General features: G+C 70.8%; 12 protein-coding genes. 5 read left to right on the top strand and 7 right to left on the bottom strand.

Annotated features, from left to right (window positions below; all coding sequences use genetic code 11):
- Positions 1–4: 4 nt before the first annotated feature.
- The 6 genes from V2S66_RS19825 to V2S66_RS19800 form a co-directional block, all read right to left on the bottom strand.
- The gene (locus tag V2S66_RS19825; RefSeq protein ID WP_330797208.1) at positions 5–1,780 is read right to left on the bottom strand and encodes an NAD+ synthase; all 1,776 of its coding nucleotides are present in this window, start codon (positions 1,778–1,780) and stop codon (positions 5–7) included.
- A 183-nt stretch (positions 1,781–1,963) separates the two neighbouring features.
- Entirely contained in the window at positions 1,964–3,604 is a 1,641-nt protein-coding gene (locus V2S66_RS19820) for a glycoside hydrolase family 13 protein (RefSeq protein ID WP_330797207.1), read from the bottom strand.
- Between the two features lie 135 nt (positions 3,605–3,739).
- A complete protein-coding gene (locus tag V2S66_RS19815) occupies positions 3,740–4,630 on the bottom strand; it encodes a carbohydrate ABC transporter permease (RefSeq protein WP_330797206.1) in 891 nt (296 codons plus the stop codon).
- Positions 4,631–4,645: 15 nt separating this feature from the next.
- Positions 4,646–5,599, bottom strand: coding sequence for a carbohydrate ABC transporter permease (locus tag V2S66_RS19810; protein WP_330797204.1), 954 nt, complete (start codon positions 5,597–5,599; stop codon positions 4,646–4,648).
- Between the two features lie 152 nt (positions 5,600–5,751).
- Positions 5,752–7,152, bottom strand: a complete 1,401-nt coding sequence (locus tag V2S66_RS19805; RefSeq protein WP_330797202.1) for an ABC transporter substrate-binding protein — start codon at positions 7,150–7,152, stop codon at positions 5,752–5,754.
- A 378-nt stretch (positions 7,153–7,530) separates the two neighbouring features.
- Entirely contained in the window at positions 7,531–8,556 is a 1,026-nt protein-coding gene (locus tag V2S66_RS19800; RefSeq protein WP_330797201.1) for a LacI family DNA-binding transcriptional regulator, read from the bottom strand.
- Between the two features lie 172 nt (positions 8,557–8,728).
- Between V2S66_RS19800 and V2S66_RS19795 the strand changes: the two genes are divergently transcribed.
- The gene (locus V2S66_RS19795) at positions 8,729–11,011 is read left to right on the top strand and encodes a galactose-binding domain-containing protein (protein WP_330797200.1); all 2,283 of its coding nucleotides are present in this window, start codon (positions 8,729–8,731) and stop codon (positions 11,009–11,011) included.
- 38 nt (positions 11,012–11,049) lie between these two features.
- Here the strand turns inward: V2S66_RS19795 and V2S66_RS19790 are convergent, their stop codons facing one another.
- A complete protein-coding gene (locus V2S66_RS19790; RefSeq protein ID WP_330797199.1) occupies positions 11,050–12,285 on the bottom strand; it encodes a helix-turn-helix domain-containing protein in 1,236 nt (411 codons plus the stop codon).
- 536 nt (positions 12,286–12,821) lie between these two features.
- Between V2S66_RS19790 and V2S66_RS19785 the strand changes: the two genes are divergently transcribed.
- From V2S66_RS19785 to V2S66_RS19770, 4 genes are all read left to right on the top strand, one after another.
- On the top strand, positions 12,822–13,454 hold the full coding sequence (locus tag V2S66_RS19785; RefSeq protein ID WP_330797197.1) for a hypothetical protein: 633 nt from the start codon (positions 12,822–12,824) through the stop codon (positions 13,452–13,454).
- Between the two features lie 296 nt (positions 13,455–13,750).
- Positions 13,751–15,517, top strand: coding sequence for a DUF6801 domain-containing protein (locus V2S66_RS19780; RefSeq protein ID WP_330797196.1), 1,767 nt, complete (start codon positions 13,751–13,753; stop codon positions 15,515–15,517).
- A 55-nt stretch (positions 15,518–15,572) separates the two neighbouring features.
- Positions 15,573–16,556 carry an ABC transporter ATP-binding protein gene (locus V2S66_RS19775; RefSeq protein ID WP_330797195.1) on the top strand — a complete coding sequence of 328 codons (984 nt, stop codon included), beginning with the start codon at positions 15,573–15,575 and terminating at the stop codon, positions 16,554–16,556.
- Positions 16,553–17,371, top strand: a complete 819-nt coding sequence (locus V2S66_RS19770; RefSeq protein WP_413966429.1) for an MlaE family ABC transporter permease — start codon at positions 16,553–16,555, stop codon at positions 17,369–17,371. The genes V2S66_RS19775 and V2S66_RS19770 overlap by 4 nt, the downstream gene beginning before the upstream one ends.

The raw sequence follows: 17,371 nt of genomic DNA, 5'->3' as shown, positions 1-17,371 counted from the left end.
GCGGCTACGAACCGCCGTCCTCACGCCAGCGGTTGGTGATGGGCAGCCGGCGGTCCTTGCCGAAGCCCTTCGGGGAGATCTTGGTGCCCGGCGGGTACTGGCGCCGCTTGTACTCGGCGGTGTCGGTCAGCTTCAGCACGCGGGTGACCAGTTCGGGGTCGAAGCCGGCGGCGATGATCGCGTCGCGGCCCTGGTCGCGGTCGACGTACATCTCCAGGATCCGGTCCAGCACGTCGTAGTCCGGCAGCGAGTCGGTGTCGACCTGGCCGGGGCGCAGTTCGGCGCTCGGCGGCTTGCTGATGGAGTTCTCCGGGATCGGCGGGGTCTCGCCGCGCGCCTCGGCGTCGGCGTTGCGCCAGCGGGCCAGCCGGAAGACCAGCGTCTTGTAGACGTCCTTGATCGGGCCGTAGGCGCCGACCGAGTCGCCGTAGAGGGTGGAGTAGCCCACCGCCAGCTCGCTCTTGTTACCGGGGGCCAGGACGATGTGGCCCTCCTGGTTGGAGACGGCCATCAGGGTCACCCCGCGCAGCCGGGACTGCAGGTTCTCCTCGGCGAGTCCGGTGAGCTTCAGCGTGTCCATGTACGCGTCGAACATCGGCGCGATGGGGACCGTGCGCAGGTGCAGCCCGGTGCGGCGGGCCAGCTCCGCCGCGTCGTCCTTGGAGTGCTCGGAGGAGTACGAGGACGGCATCGACACGCCGTACACGTTCTCCGCGCCGATCGCGTCGCAGGCGAGGGCGGCGACGAGCGCCGAGTCGATGCCGCCGGACAGGCCGATGAGCACCGAGCGGAAGCCGTTCTTGCGGACGTACGCGCGCAGGCCGGTGACCAGGGCGCCGTACACCTCGGCCTCGTAGCCGAGCCGCTCGGCGGGCTCGGCGGGCTCGGCGGCCGCGGCGGGCTCAGGGGTCCCGGCCTCCTCGGCCGGCGCCTCCGACAGCACGACGTGGCGGACCTCCAGGCCGTCGGCGACCTTCCCCGAAGGCGCCGGGCCCGCGGCGGGCAGCTCCAGGTCGAGGATCGTGCAGTGCTCGGCGAACTGCGGGAAACGGTCGATGACGTCGCCGCGCTCGGACACGACGATGGTGTCACCGTCGAAGACCAGCTCGTCCTGCGCGCCGACCATCGCCAGGTACACCACCGTGCAGCCGGCCTCCACGGCGCGCCTGCGGACCAGTTCCAGCCGGGTGTCGTCCTTGTCCCGCTCGTACGGGGAGGCGTTGACGGACAGCAGCAGCCCGGCCCCGGTGTCGCGGGCGCCCGGCACGCGGCCGCCGTCCTGCCACAGGTCCTCGCAGATGGCCAGCGCGACGTCCACGCCGCGCACCCGGATCACCGGCATGGTGTCGCCGGGCACGAAGTAGCGGAACTCGTCGAAGACGCCGTAGTTCGGCAGGTGGTGCTTGGCGAAGCGCAGCGCGACCCGGCCGCGGTGCAGCACCGCCGCGCAGTTCTGCGGGGCGCCGGCCGGCTGCCCGAACCGCGGCCGTGCGTCCTCGCTGCGCCCGAGGTACCCGAGCACCACCGGCAGCTCCCCGAGGCCCTCCGCCTCCAGCCGCTCCGCCAGCCCCAGCAGCGCCGCCCGGCTCGACTCCACGAACGACGAGCGCAGCGCCAGGTCCTCCACCGGGTAGCCGGTGAGCATCATCTCGGGGAAGGCCACGAGATCGGCCCCCTGCCCGGCCGCGTGCCGGGACCATTGCAGGACGGACTCGGCGTTCCCGGCGATGTCGCCGACGCAGGAGTCGATCTGGTTCAGTGCGATCCGTAGGTGAGCCACACCCTCATCATAATCGTCACTTGGACACGATGTCGCTGTCGCCCCCGTCACGCCGCGCGTGGCGCCAGCGGGCGCCCGTGGTGAGGCTCGCACGGGTGGGCCGGACGGGCTGGACGGGGCGGGGGGCTGGTGCGCCGGGGGCGGGGTGGGAACCCCGCCCCCGGCGGGCAGGTGGTGACCGGGTCAGACCCGCAGCCACACCGCGGTGTCGGCGGGGATGCGGCCGTCGTCGGCGAGGGGGCCCGAGGTGAGGAGCAGCTCGGTGTGCGGGGGGAGGTCCGCGGGGGTCTCGTCGAGGTTGACGACGCACACGAACCGGTCGGTGCGGCGGAAGGCGAGGACGCCGGGGGCCGAGTCGAGCCAGGTCATCGGGCCGTCGCCGAGGCCGGGTTCCGCGGCGCGCAGGCGCAGCGCGGCCCGGTAGAGGGAGAGCATCGACGCCGGGTCGGCGGACTGGATCTCGGCGGTGCGGCCCGCCCAGTCGGCCGGCTGCGGCAGCCACGGCTCGGCGCCTCCCGCCGGGCCGAAGCCGAAGGGCGCGGTGTCGCCCGCCCACGGCAGCGGCACCCGGCAGCCGTCGCGGCCCGGGTCGGCGCCGCCGGAGCGCAGGTACATCGGGTCCTGCAGCTTGTCCGTCGGGATGTCCTCGACCTCGGGCAGCCCCAGCTCCTCGCCCTGGTAGAGGTACACCGAGCCGGGCAGCGCCAGCGTGAGCAGCGCGGCCGCCCGCGCCCTGCGGGTGCCCAGCTCCAGGTCGGTCGGCGTGCCGAACGCCTTGGTGGCGAAGTCGAAGCCGGTGTCGGTCCGCCCGTAGCGGGTGACCGTGCGGGTCACGTCGTGGTTGCACAGCACCCAGGTGGCGGGCGCGCCCACCGGCTCGTGCGCGGCCAGCGTGGTGTCGATGGACGTCCGCAGCCTGGCCGGCTCCCAGGGGCAGGCCAGGAAGTCGAAGTTGAAGGCGGTGTGCATCTCGTCCGGCCGCAGGTAGCGGGCGAACCGCTCGGCGTCCGGCATCCACACCTCGCCGACCAGGATCCGCCGGTGGTCGTAGGAGTCGGCGATGCGCCGCCAGCCGCGGTAGATCTCGTGCAGGTCGTCGCGGTCGACGTACGGGTGCGGGGCGGCGGGGTCCTCGCTCAGGTCGGGCAGCGCGGGGTCCTTGGTGACGAGCGCCGCGGAGTCGATGCGCACGCCGCCGGCGCCGCGGTCGAACCAGAACCGCAGCACGTCCTCGTGCTCGGCGCGCACGTCGGGGTGGTTCCAGTTGAGGTCGGGCTGCTCGGAGTCGAAGAGGTTCAGGAACCAGTCGCCCGGCGTGCCGTCCGGATCGGTGGTGCGGGTCCAGGCGGGCCCGCCGAACTGCGAGGGCCAGTTGTTCGGGGGCAGCTCGCCGTCCTCGCCGCGTCCGGGCCGGAACCAGAAGCGCTCGCGGGCCGCGCTGCCGGGGCCGGCCGCCAGCGCCTCGCGGAACCAGGGGTGCGCGGCGGAGACGTGGTTCGGCACGATGTCGATGATCGTCCTGATGCCCAGCGCGAGCGCCTCGGAGACCAGCTTCTCCGCTTCGGCGAGCGTGCCGAACACCGGGTCGATGTCCCGGTAGTCGGCTACGTCGTAGCCGCCGTCGGCCATCGGCGAGGGGTACCAGGGGTTGAACCACAGGGCGTTGACGCCCAGCTCGGCCAGGTACGGCAGGCGGGACCGCACTCCGGCGAGGTCGCCGGTCCCGTCGCCGTTGCTGTCGGCGAAACTACGCGGATAGACCTGGTAGATGACCGCGCCGCGCCACCAGTTCTCGTCGGCCTCGGGCTGAGGGGTGTCTGCCACGTCAACGTCCTTTCGGGCAGGTGGGACCCCGCCGCCGGCCCCGATGGCGGGGATTCGGTGTGGGGCCGGCGGCGGAGTGCTGAGGGGTGGTGCGTAGTCGGGCGTGCGGTGCGTGCGTGCCGGTGCGCGCGGGGGTCAGCCCTTGAGGCTGCCGGCGGTCAGACCGGACATGATGTTGCGCTGGAAGAGCAGGAAGATCAGCAGGGTGGGCAGCGCCGAGATCGCCAGGGCGGCGATCAGCACGTTCTCCGGCACGCCCTGCGACAGCGAGTTGATGCCGATGTTGATCGGCTGCTTCGCCGGATCGGGCTCCACCAGCATCGGCCAGAGGAAGTCCTTCCAGACGTTCACCACGGCGAAGATCGACACCACGCCGAGGATCGGCCGGGACATCGGCAGCACGATCGACACCAGCGTGCGCAGGGGAGTGGCGCCGTCGATGGCGGCGGCCGCCATCAGGTCGTCCGGGATGGAGTCGAAGAACCGTTTGAGCAGGAAGATGTTGAAGCCGTTGGCGACCGTCGGCAGCCAGATCGCCCACGGGTGGTTGATCAGGTTGAAGTGCAGCAGCGGCAGGTCGAGCACCGTCATGTACTGCGGGATGACCAGCACCGTCGCGGGGATCATCAGGGTGGCGAGCATCGCGCCGAGCACGAGGTTGCCGAGCACCGGCCGCAGCTTGGACAGCGCGTAGGCGGCGCCGACGTCGAAGACCAGCTGGAAGGCGAGCGCCCCGAAGGCGTAGTAGAAGGTGTTCCAGAGCAGCTTGGCCAGCTTCAGCTGGGTCCAGGCCGTCTTGTAGTTGGACGCCTCGACCTTCTTCGGGAAGAGCGTCGGCGGGTTGTGCACCACCTCGTGCACCGACTTGAAGCCGCTGCTGACCATCCAGTACAGCGGTCCCACGAAGACCACGGTGAAGACCACCAGCACCACGGACAGCACCGTCCAGTAGGCGATCTTGCCCCTGCGGCGCGACAGGGTCGCGGACGAGATCAGCGTCCGGTTCTGTGGAGTGAACTCTGCCATGACTCTTGATCCGTCCTAGTCGCTGTTCCGGCTGAGCCGTGCGTACAGACCGGAGAATCCGGCCAGTACCAGGAGCAGGAAAAGGCCGAGCGCCGCCGCGCCGCCGAAGTTGTTGTAGTGGTAGCCGTACTGGTAGACCATGTAGACCACGGTCATCGTGGAGTTCTCCGGGCCGTTTCCGCCGGCCATCAGGAAGACGTTGGTGAATTCCTGCATGGTGGCCACGATCTGGAGCAGCAGCATCAGCGAGAGCACCAGCCGGGTCTGCGGGATCGTGACGTGCCAGATCTTGCTCCACAGGCCGGCGCCGTCCAGGTCGGCGGCCTCGTAGAGCTCGCCGGGGATGTTCTGGAGGGCGGCCAGGTAGATCAGCGTGGCGCTGCCCATGCTCATCCAGGTGGCCGCGATCACCACCGAGATCATCGCCGTGTGGGACGAGTCCAGCCATTGCGACGTGGGCAGGTGGAACGCCTTCAGCACGCGGTTGAAGAGCCCGTACTCCGGGTTGTAGAAGTATTTGAAGAGCAGCGCTCCGGCGACCGGCGGGAGCATCACCGGGAGATAGACCAGAATGCGCAGGTAGGCGCGCGCGTGCCGCAGTTCGTTCAGCAGGATGGCGACGAAGAAGGGCACCGCGAACCCGAGCAGCAGCGCGTAGAGCGTGAACTCCGCGGTGTTCCGCCACGCCGTCCAGAAGTACGGGTCGTGGTAGACGGTCTTGATGTTGTGGAAGCCCACCCAGCTGGTGACACCGCGCTTGGTCTGCTGGAAGCTCATGATGAACTCGCGGACCATCGGGTACCACGAGAAGAACCCGAAGCAGAGGATCGCGCCGACGAGGAACCCGTACGCCTGGACGTTCTGGCGTACCTTGCGGTTCAGCCCTTGCCGGCCGGGGCCGGCCTGCGGACCGGAGGGGCGCCCGGCGTGGCGCTTGGTCGTTTTCTCGGGGACGGTCGTCGCCGCCATGGTTGCTCCTCGACTGGAGAACGGTGCTGTGAGGCCCTCGTGCTGTCAGGTCCGCGCCGTACGGCGTGTGCCGTCGCTCACGGCGTACGGCGTACGGCGCGTGCCGCGCCCGCGGGGGCCGGTCGCCGACCGGCCCCCGCGGGGCTGAGCAGTTACTGGCCGGCGGCCAGCAGCTGGTTGGCCTGGCTCTCGGCGCTCGAGAGCAGCTTGCTGATGTTGGCGTTCTTGTCGCTGAGCACACCGGACATCACGGTGTCGAGCACGGTGTAGAGCTTCTGCGCGTTCGGCGGCTCGCCCTTCACCGGCACCTGGGCGTCCACGTAGGACTTGTAGTTCGCGACCGGCACGGTGGCGTACTGGGTCTTGTCCGCGGTGTCGGTGGCCTTGGACTGGCCGGTGAAGAAGAAGGGCTGCGGCAGGCCGACCGGGATGCCGTCGGTCTTGTTGCGCGCGTAGTTGAACTGGCCCTTCTTCAGGGTCAGGAACTTGAAGTTGATCCAGGCGATGCCGGCCTTGATCTGGTCGGGGCTGTCCGACTTCTTGAAGAAGTAGTCGTTGCCGCCCATCAGCGAGGTCTTGCCGCCGGGGATCGGCGCCATGCCCAGGTCGTTGTAGTTGGCGCCGTACTGCTGGACCATCAGCGGGATGTCGTCCGGAGCGGCCAGGTACATGCCGATCTGGCCGGCGCCCATCGCCTTCTGGCTCTCGCCCCACGCCTTGCCGGCGCTGGCCGGCATGCTGTTGTCCACCCAGCGCATGTCGTGGATGGTCTGCAGGATCGAGGTGGCCTCCGGGCCGTTGAACGACGCCTTGGAGCCGTCCTGGCTGACCACGTCGTTGCCCGCGCCGTACAGCGCGGAGGTCAGGTGCCAGCCGCCCTGGTTGCCGGCGCCGTACTCGAAGAAGCCGTGGATGCCCTTGCTGCCGAGCTTGTCCTGGATGGTCTTGGCGTCCTGGCGGATCTGGTCCCAGGTGGTCGGCGGCGAGTTCGGGTCGAGGCCCGCCTCCTGGAAGATCTTGCGGTTGTAGATCAGGCCCATCGAGTAGTTCGTGGTGGGCAGGCCGTAGAGCTTGCCGCTGTCCTTGAGGATGGACAGCACGTTGGGGTCGATGTCCTTGAGGTTCGGCACCGTCTTGTCGTTGACGTACGCCGTGATGTCAGCGGCCTGGCCGGCGTCGAGGACCTGGTTGAGGTCGGTGACGTAGCTGTAGAAGGCGTCGGTCTCGGACTGGCCCTGCAGCTGCGCGGTGAACTTGTCGGTGTCCTCGCAGGGGAACGTGTCCTTGCTCTTGATGGTCACGTTCGGGTACGTCTTGTTGAACTCGGCCACGTCGTCGATCCACTGCTGGCGCTCGGCCTTCTTCGTGGTCGGCGGCTCGCAGTCCACGCTGATGGTGACCTTGGTCTTGGGGTCCAAGGGAGTTCCGGCCGAGGAGCTGCTGGACGTGTTTCCTGGGTCGTCCTTCTTGCTGCTGGAACACGCGGCGCCGGTCAGCCCGATGCCTGCGACCAGCGCGACCGCCACCAGTCTGCGGTAGCCGATTCTGCTCATTGTTTAACCCTTCCCCTGAACCACTGCGCGTCGTTGGACTGCGATCTGGGACCCCCGTGGCACATGCTGCACATGATGTCCGGCGCTTGGCTGCGCCGCCGTCCCGGGTTGGCTCAACGTACTTAACCCGATAGATGTCCGCAAGATGTCGCGCGAATTTCGCAAAGACACGACTTGGTTACGACACGGAGCGTGGCACCGGTGTCGGCCGCGCCGCGCCCGTCACCGGGGTGTCGCGGCCGGTCACCGGCGCGCGGGACGGCCGGCGGGCGCCGGACGTGACGGCGCCGGGGCGGGGAGAGACTCCTCCCCGCCCCGGCGCCGGTGCTGCCGTGGAGCGTTCCCGCAGCCCGCGGGGTGCCTGGCCGGGCGGCCTGGCTACGCGTTCGCGCGCGCGTCCGGGTGCGGGATGCGCGCCGCGTCCCTGACCGGCCCGGTGGAGCCGCGCACCACCAGCTCGGGCTCGAAGAACAGCTCGTCGTGGTCGACCGAGGCGCCGCTGATCTCGCCGGCCAGCAGGTCCACCGCGGCCCGGCCCATCGCCTCGATCGGCTGGCGCACCGTGGTCAGCGGCGGCTCGGTGCAGTTCATCAGCGAGGAGTCGTCGTAGCCGATCACCGAGACGTCCTCGGGCACCGACAGCCGGCGCCTGCGGGCGGCCCTGATGGTGCCGAGCGCCAGCAGGTCGGAGGCGCAGATGAAGGCGGTGATGCCGCGCGACAGCAGCCGGCTGGCGGCGGCCTGGCCGCCCTCGAGGGTGAACAGCGCGTGCTCGACGGTCACCGACGGGTCGACCCGGCGCGCGGCGGCCAGCTTGCGCCGCGACGGCACGTGGTCCGGCGGGCCCAGCACCAGGGCGATCCGCTGGTGACCCAGCGAGATCAGGTGGTTCATCGCCTGCTCCACGGCGACCGCGTCGTCGCAGGAGACCCGCGGGAAGTCCAGGTGGTCGATGGCGGCGTTCATCAGCACGGTCGGCAGGTTGCGCTCGGCCAGCCGCGCGTAGTGGTCGTGCGGCGACTCCGCCTGGGCGTAGAGGCCGCCGAAGAACACCACGCCGGACACGTGCTGTTGCAGCAGGAGTTCCACGTAGTCGGCCTCGGAGACGCCGCCGGCGGTCTGTGTGCACAGCACGGGAGTGAACCCCTGCTGGGCGAGCGCGCCACCGACCACTTCCGCGAAAGCGGGGAAAATGGGGTTCTGCAACTCGGGCATGACCATGCCGACCAGGCGCGCGCGCTCTCCGCGCAGCTGGGTGGGCCGTTCGTATCCGAGCACGTCAAGGGCGGTGAGGACCGCGGCCCGTGTGGCGTCGGAGACTCCAGGCTTCCCGTTCAGCACTCGGCTGACGGTGGCCTCGCTCACCCCGACCTTCTTTGCCACCTCGGCAAGTCGTCGTGTCATGGCGTCGATTCTAGTACAGGAGGCGCAAGATTCTTGCGCCCTATTTGCGAGATCTCTGCAAGCCATCCAATTTTTGCGAAATCAGATCGACATATTGCTGACCTCTGTCGTTCATCCCTAGGGTGTGCGTCACCTCTCCAGCGACTCCCGCCAGAAGGGACCCCCCCACCCCATGAGCACCAGACGTCGCAGTGTGCCCTCCCGCATGTGGCTCGGCGCGGCGACCGCCGCCGCGCTCGCCGCGGGCGGGCTGGCCGTCACCGTGACCGCGCAGACCGCCAGCGCCGCCCCCACCGCCTCCTCGGTCTCGCCCTTCGCCGTCAGCGGCGGCGCGACCGTGCCCTTCACCGAGTACGAGGCCGAGGCCGCCGCCACCAACGGCACCGCCGTCGGCCCCGACTACACCCAGGGCACCGTCGCCTCCGAGGCGTCCGGCCGCCGCGCGGTCACCCTCGGCGGCCAGGGCAAGTACGTCGAGTTCACCCTGACCCGGGCAGCGAACGCGGTCGACGTGGCGTACAACCTGCCGCGCGGCGCCTCCGGCACCGTCTCGGTCTACGTCAACGGCGCGAAGATCGGCCAGAAGCTCCCGGTCACCGCCCAGTACAGCTACGTCGACACCGGGTGGATCGCCGGCTCCAAGACCCACCACTTCTTCGACGACTCCCGTATACAGCTCGGCCAGAACCTCGCCGCCGGCGCCAAGGTCAGGCTCCAGCTGGACGCCGGCGACACCGGCTCGGCCACCGTCGACGTGGCGGACTTCGAGCAGGTCGCGGCTGCCGCCGGCCAGCCGGCGAACTCGGTCTCGGTGGTCGCCGACGGCGCCGACGCGAGCGGCGCGGGCGACTCCACGCAGGCGTTCCGGCAGGCGATCTCCGACGCCAGAGCCCAGGGCAAGGAGGTCTGGATCCCGCCGGGCAACTTCAAGATCACCTCCAACCTGCCGGTGGACAACGTCACCCTGCGCGGCGCCGGCAACTGGTACTCGGTCGTGCACAGCTCGCACTTCATCGACCAGACCGGCGCCACCGGCAACACCAGGCTGTACGACTTCGCGGTCATCGGCGAGGTCAGCGTCCGCAACGACAACTCGCCCGACAGCTTCGTCACCGGCAGCCTCGGCCCGAACTCCGTGGTGCAGGGCATGTGGGTCCAGCGCGAGAAGTGCGGCCTGTGGCTGACCGGCAACAACACCAACCTGCTGGTGCAGAACAACCGGATCCTCGGCACCACCGCCGACGGCCTCAACCTCGACGGCAGCGCCCAGGGCGTCCAGGTGAGGAACAACTTCCTGCGCAACCAGGGCGACGACGCGCTCGCCATGTGGTCGCTCGGCTCGCCGGACACCGGCAACACCTTCGCGAACAACACCATCGTGCAGCCGAACCTGGCCAACGGCGTGGCGGTCTACGGCGGCAGCGACAACACCGTCAGCAACAACGTGATCTCCGACACCAACGCGCTCGGCAGCGGCATCGCCATCTCCAACCAGGCGTTCCTGCAGCCCTTCAACCCGCTGTCGGGCACCGTCACGGTCTCCGGCAACACCCTCATCCGCACCGGCGCGATCAACCCCAACTGGGGCCACCCGATGGGCGCGCTGCGCGTCGACTCCTACGACTACGCGATCAGCAACAGCATCCGGATCACCGGCACCAGCTTCGTCGACAGCCCCTACAGCGACTTCGAGTTCGTCTCCGGCGGCGGCCACGGCTACACCGTCAGCGGCGTCACCGTGGACGGCGCGACCGCCTCGGGCACCGGCACCGTGGTGGTCCAGGCGGAGACGCCCGGCTCGGCGAGCTTCAGCAACGTCACCGCCACCACCACCGGGGCCACCGGCGTCTACAACTGCTCGTACCCGGCGACCCTGCCCGCCTTCACGATCACCAGGGGATCGGGCGACAGCGGGTGGGACGGCCTGTGGGGCAACTGCTCGACCTGGCCGCAGCCCGGCGCCGGCAACCCCAGCGGCGGCACCAGCACCGGCACCACCAACGGCGGCACGAGCGGCGGCACCACCCCGCCGGCCGGCGGCAACCTCGCGCAGGGCCGGCCCGCCTCCGACACCGGGCACGCCGACGTCTACGTCGCCTCCAACGCCGTCGACGGCAACGCCACCACCTACTGGGAGAGCACCAACAACGCCTTCCCGCAGTCGCTGACCGTCGATCTCGGCTCGGCGCAGACCGTCGGACGGCTGGTGCTGAAGCTGCCGCCCGCCGCCGCCTGGTCGACCCGCACCGAGACCCTGTCGGTGCTCGGCTCGACCGACAACGGCACGTACAGCACGCTCAAGGCGTCCGCCGGCTACACCTTCAACCCGTCGTCGGGCAACGCCGTCACGGTCACCCTCACCCCGAAGAGCACCCGCTACCTGCGGCTGACCTTCACCGGCAACACCGGCTGGGCCGCCGCGCAGCTGTCGGAACTGGAGGCGTACGCCTCGTAGTCACCACGCCCGGTCCGGACTTCCGCGGACCGGACGGATCACGGGCGGCGGCTCCCCCCGAGGGGGCCACCGCCCTCGCCGTGCTCGCGCAGGTGCAGCGCGCGCAGGGCGATCTCGGTGGCGAACCGGTCGTCGGGATCGGTGAGCTGGTCGCCGAACGCCCGGTCGAGGATGCGCAGCCGGTAGCGCACCGTCTGCGGGTGCACGCCCAGCAGGTCGGCGACCTGGGCCGCGGTGCCGCGGGTGGTGAGCCGGATGCGCAGGGTGTCGATCAGCCGGCCGCGCTGGGTGGCGGTCAGCCCCACCAGCGGTCCGAGGTACTTCTTGGCGATCTGGTCGGCGAGCGCCGAGTCGCCGAGCAGCCACAGCGGCAGCAGGTGGTCCTCGCTGAGCACCACCGCGCCGTCGTCGACGATCCCCGACTCGGTGAGCGCCAGGGTGTGCCGGGCCCAGCGCAGCGAGTCCGCGGCCTCGCCGAGCGGCGTGGTCAGGCCGACCGCCGCGCGGCAGCCGCCGAGCGCGGCGTCCAGCGCCGCGCGCCGCTGCGGCGTGAAGGGGCCGGGCACCAGCAGGTGCGGCTCGGGGTCGGCGAAGTCCAGCAGGACGTCGCGGTCCAGCGCGGCCCGCGCGGGGTGCGCGTCGGGGGCCAGCGCGACGAGCGTGACCTCCTCGGGCAGCGGCCAGCCGGAGTGCTCGGCCAGTTCGGCGAGCGCGCTGCGGGCGACCGAGGTGCCGCCGAGGATGCGCCGCAGCAGCCGCCGGCGCCGGTTGTCCGGCTCCTCGCCCAGCTCCTCCAGCGCCTGCACGTAGCCCTCGCGGGACAGCTCGGCGAGGTCGCCCATGTAGGCGAAGAGGGCGTCGGCGAAGGTGAGCATGAAGGACGCGGAGAGGCTGTAGCGGCGCCCGACGGTGCGCACCCGGCGCAGCGCGACCTGGCAGCCGATGCGGTACGCGGCCTGCAGGTTGTCCAGACTGCGGCCCTCGTACGCCTCGAAGCGGCCGAACTGCCGGCACAGGTCGTCGCGCAGTGCGGTGGTGGCGGTGGGGGCGGCCACCCGGTCCACGAATGTGGCGATGCTCTGCTCGATCCCGATTTTGATCACCCGGGCGTTGGGGCCTTCGAGCAGCGGCCCGTATTCGGGTATCGCGGTGACGATTTCAGCAGCCATCTCTTTTAATAAACTGGGCAGTTCCGGGCGCATCACCGCGGCGAACTCCCGCGGGATCGGACCCGGAAGTTCCGTCTGATCCGGGGTCTGCCGCATGACGGTCATCCCTCCCCCTCCCCGGCGCCGCGCCGCGCTGGTGTGACCTCGCTGCAAGATAGACCAATCGTGCACGGAGCGCAGCACTCCGAACACGGAAACGTTGCCGGAGGCCCGCTGACTGGCCTGTTCCATCCCCGGGTGACCGGCCGGCGGTGCGCGGACGGCCGGCCCGGGGGGTGCCCCGCGGGCCGTTCGCGCCGCCCGGCGCGGCCCGCCGGGCCGAGCCCGGAGGGTCGTGGCGGGACCGTACCGCGCGCCGGGCGGCGCTGCCGGCGCCCGGCGCGCGATGCTCACTTGTTCACAAAAACGCCGGCCCCGGTGTTGTCCCGGTGACAGAAAAATACCCGGCGGTAAGGTCCGGCCGAGAATCTTGGCCTGGATTATTGCGCCCTCCGGTTACCCGTGCGTAACGTCCAGCTCCGCAAGGGCAACCGACCGGAATCGGTACCCAGCGTTCCAGGCAGTGAGTCGCAACCGAATTCCCGCCCGACGGCGAGAACCGCGGTTATTCAGGCACGCAAAGTCAAGGGAAGGAACAGCCCGTGCGCAAGCTCTCGACCCTCACCAAGAGCAGTCTCGTCACCGGTGCCGCGATCGCCGCGGCGGTGGGCATGGCGGCCTCGCCGGCCACCGCGGCCGGCACGTGGACCGTGGCCGGAGGCGGCACCTTCACCGGCACCTCGACCAACTCGGTGCTGACCGACAGCAAGACCGGCACCCAGCTGAAGTGCACCTCCTCGAAGGCCACCGGCTCCGCCGCCAACGGCACCGGCAAGTCCGGCACCGGCATCGCCTCCATCTCCGCCGTCACGTGGACCACGTGCTCGGGTCCGCTCGGCATCACCTTCAACGTCACCGCCCAGGGCCTGCCGTGGGCGCTCAACGCGGTGAGCTACGCCAGCCCGGTCACCACCGGCACGCTCTCCGGCGTCAAGGCCCACATCAGCGGCGCCGGCTGCACCGCCGACTTCGGCGGCGCGACCAGCGGCAGCGCCGCGACGATCGACGTCAAGTACAACAACTCCACCCACACGCTGTCGGTGCTGGGCACCGGCAACCTGCACGCGTGGAACGTCTCCGGCATCTGCCTGGGCCTGCTCAACTCCGGCGACTCGGTCGGCTACAAGGGCGACTACGCGCTGAGCCCGGCGACCCTGGTGCTCACCTCGCCGTGACCCGGCGATGAGCGCGGCGCACCCCGCCGCGCCCGCACCACAGCACACCGGCAGGGACTCCGGCTCCGTGCACCGCAGCCGGGGTCCCTGCCCGCGTCCGTCACCGAGTGAGTGCTCCCGGTCGCGGCCCGCCGCCCGGCACTCATCGGACGACAAAATTCCGCTTTTCCCTTGTCACCGGATGACAAGAAAACAGGGCTTCGCGAATCCGTCGCAGCTTCGGTTGTTCGCTCACTTGTCTGGGTTATTACCCGCACGTAATGTCCTGCCGCCGAGCCTGCCTTGAGGAGTTGTCGATGAGGGGTGGCGTGGGACCGCGCCGATCGGTGCGGCTCGTGGCCGTAGCCGCGGCCGCGCTGGTGGCGGGGGCGCTGCCCGGCACGAACTCCGCGGCCACCGGGTCGCAGGGCGAGCTGTCGCTCGGCTACACCTGCCGGTTCGTCTCCGGGGCGCAGGACGTGACGATCGCCTTCTCGCAGACCTTCCCGTCCACCGGCGCGGTCGGACAGCCCATCCGGCCGGGCGTGCTGAAGATGACGGTGGCCCTGCCGCGGGCCGGCGTCACCGCGCTGCTGCCGGCGGACACCGGCTCGGTCACCGCGGCCGGCGACCTCACCACACGGGTCGCGCAGGGCAGTTCGACGGCCGAGGCGGACTGGCCGGGGCTGGCCGCCGGCGACACCCCCGTGGCGGGCGCCGACGCCCTGCTGCTGACGTTCGTCGGCCAGGCGCCGGGCGTGAAGGTCACGGCGCCGGGCGACGTCGTCTTCTCCCCGCAGCAGCTGACCCTCGTCCTGCACCCGCTCGCGGCGCGGCCGCCCGCGTCCGGCACGCCCACCGCACCGCCGCCGAGCCCGACCGCCACATCGCCCGCGGGTCCGGCCGGGACGTCCGGCGCGCAGGCCGCCACGCGGGCCGCCGCGAAGACCGGCACCTCCACCGGCACGAAGACCGCGGGCGGCGCCGTGACCAGCACCGGCGCCAGCACCGCGACGACCACCTCGCCCACCGAGCCCGCCGGCGGCCTCACCGGCGACTGCACGCCCAAGGCCGGCCAGGACGCGGTGCTGGCCACCGTGCACGTACCGGCAGAAGCCTCCGGCGCCCCCGGCTCCGGCAGCCCGTCCGCGCCCGGCCCCTCCGCCTCCACCGGCGCGGGCGCCGCCGGCGACGCCACCGGTTCCGGCCCGTCCGCCGCCGCTCCGGGCCGGCGCACCGCGGGCAGCACCGTCGTACCGCTGGAGGCACCCGTCCACTCCGGGCTCACCACCTGCGGCAAGACGCCGCACGGCGACCCCGACCCCAAACGGCTGCCGCCGGTCAGCCCGCAGGCGATCGTGCTCCCCTTCCCCGGCGACCCGCCGTACCCCGACGGCCCGATGTGCGGGTTCGCGGTCGGCTTCGCCAACCAGTACAAGCTGAACGGCGCGATGATCGTCAACGACCCGCACGCCCACCCGGTGATGGCGGAGGTCAACGCCGGCCGCCGCAAGGTGCTGGACTTCACCAACGACTACGTCGAGGTCGACTCCGTGCTGGCGCTGAACCTCCCGCCGTCCTCCGCGACCTTCCTCACCTACGGCTTCATGCCCACCAGCGCGACCGTGCAGTTCGTGCCGCGCGGCCTGATGACCATCGTGCAGAGCGGCGACAGCTTCTTCGACCAGCCGATCCTCACCACCATCGGCGGCTACCAGGACATCCGGGTCCGCGACGTGAGGATCAACGGCACGCCCCTCGACGTCGGCCCGAACTGCCACACCGCCACCCCGATCGACGTGGAGCTCAAGGGCCGTGAGGACGACTACATCCCCGGCGGCGACGGCAAGCCCGACTACGACATCGTCAACGGCGGCCCGCTCGTCGACGACGACCTCGTCATCCCGCCGTTCACCGGCTGCGCGGCGCACGGCGAGAACCTGGACGCGCTCTTCACCTCCGCGCTCTCCGGTCCCGGCAACACCCTCAACCTCTCCCAGGGCAGGCTCTGCGACCCGATCAACATCCCGGAGCAGACCTGCCTGCCGGAGATCCAGATCCCCCCGCTGCCGCACCGGCGATGAGCACCCCGTCCGTACCGCCGCCCCGTCCCACCCACGTCGCCCCCCGGGAGGTGCAATGGGAATCGAAGTGATCGTCGAAGGTCTGACGAAGTCCTTTGGCAAACAGACCGTCTGGCAGGATGTGACGCTCACTCTGCCGCCCGGCGAGGTCAGCGTGATGCTGGGCCCCTCCGGGACCGGCAAGACGGTGTTCCTGAAGTCCGTGATCGGCCTGCTCAAACCCGAGCGCGGCCGGGTGCTGGTCGACGGCGTCGACATGGTCAACAGCCCCGAGCGGGACATCTACGAGGCCCGCAAGCTGTTCGGCCTGATGTTCCAGGACGGCGCGCTCTTCGGCTCGATGAACCTCTTCGACAACATCGCCTTCCCACTGCGCGAGCACACCCGCAAGAAGGAGTCGCAGATCCGCCGCGTCGTCATGGAGCGGATCGAGATGGTCGGCCTGGTCGGCGCGGAGGGCAAGCTGCCCGGCGAGATCTCCGGCGGCATGCGCAAACGCGCCGGGCTGGCCCGCGCCCTGGTCCTCGACCCGCAGATCATCCTGTGCGACGAACCGGACTCCGGCCTGGACCCGGTGCGCACCTCGTACATCTCGCAGCTGCTGATCGACCTCAACGCGCAGATCGACGCGACGATGCTGATCGTCACCCACAACCTCGACATCGCCTCCACCGTGCCCGACAACATGGGCATGCTCTTCCGCCGCGAGCTGGTCGCCTTCGGCCCCCGCGAGCTGCTGCTGACCAGCCAGGAACCGGTCGTACGGCAGTTCCTCAGCGGGCGCAGGGCCGGGCCGATCGGGATGTCGGAGGAGAAGGACGAGGCCACCATCGCCCGCGAGCAGCTCGACGGCGAGGGCATCGGCCCGGCGCTGCCGCCGCGGATCATGCCGCAGCTCGAACCCAGCCCGGGGCTGCCCGCCCGCCGCGCCGTGCAGCGGCACCGGGCCCGCGTCATGTCCATGTGGGACACGCTCCCCGCGGGCGCCCGCGAGGCGATCAGGACCGGGCTGACCCCGGTCCAGGGGGAGCCGGCATGACGGCGCCGCTGCGGGCGCCCGCGCCCCGCCCCGGCGCACGCCGGACCGTGCCCGGCACCGGGGCGCTGCGGCAGACCGGCCAGCTGATGACGCTGGCCGCCACGACCGTGCGCGACACCTTCCGCCGGCCGTTCCAGATGCGCGAGCTGATCGAGCAGTTCTGGTTCGTGGCGAGCGTGACGATCCTGCCCGCCGCGCTGGTGTCGATCCCGTTCGGCGCGGTCATCGCCCTGCAGGTCGGCTCGCTGACCCAGCAGCTCGGCGCGCAGTCCTTCACCGGCGGCGCCAGCGTGCTGGCCGTCATCCAGCAGGCCAGCCCGCTGATCGTGGCGCTGCTCATCGCGGGCGCGGGCGGCAGCGCGATCTGCGCCGACCTCGGGTCGCGCAAGATCCGCGAGGAGCTCGACGCCATGGAGGTCATGGGCGTCTCCCCGGTGCAGCGCCTGATCGTGCCGCGGGTGCTCGCCACCATGCTCGTCGCGGTCTTCCTCAACGGCCTGGTCTCGGTGGTCGGCACCCTCGGCGGCTACTTCTTCAACGTGGTCATGCAGCACGGCACCCCCGGCGCCTACCTGTCCAGCTTCTCCGCGCTGGCCCAGCTGCCGGACCTCTACATCAGCGAGATCAAGGCGCTGATCTTCGGCTTCATCGCCGGGATCGTCGCCGCCTACCGCGGACTGCACCCCAAGGGCGGCCCGAAGGGCGTCGGCGACGCCGTCAACCAGTCCGTCGTCATCACCTTCCTGCTGCTGTTCTTCGTGAACGTCGTGCTCACCGCGATCTACCTGCAACTCGTCCCGCAGAAGGGGGCCTGA

Source organism: Actinacidiphila polyblastidii (assembly GCF_036353415.1).
GTDB lineage: Bacteria > Actinomycetota > Actinomycetes > Streptomycetales > Streptomycetaceae > Actinacidiphila > Actinacidiphila polyblastidii.
Note: the sequence above shows the minus strand (reverse complement) of the source record. Positions and strands in the feature narration are given on the sequence as shown.